We start from the raw sequence: 248 nt of genomic DNA on the forward strand, positions 1-248 counted from the left end.
ACCTTTAGAGACAAAGTCGCAATGCTCTAGTCGACGAACCGAATCAGAAGTTCGGACTTGTGCTAATTCGATATCAATACAACAAGGGTAGCCAGAGATAGGGAGATCTCGGATGCGTCTTTGGACATAGTGGTCAACAGTGCACGCATTACCTGTTATAGGGTCTACGGTTTTATAACGTCTATCACGGCGACACTTTATCACAACAGATTGCGTTTGCTCGTCTAGGTTGATGGACTGAATTGACT

Annotated in this window: 1 pseudogene; it reads right to left on the reverse strand. The window is 44.8% G+C overall.

Features of this window, described 5'->3' with window-relative positions:
• Nucleotides 1-248, reverse strand: a pseudogene (locus tag ACM2FC_RS23705) (ISL3 family transposase); the annotation flags it as partial.

This window comes from Vibrio sp. A37 (assembly GCF_059777565.1).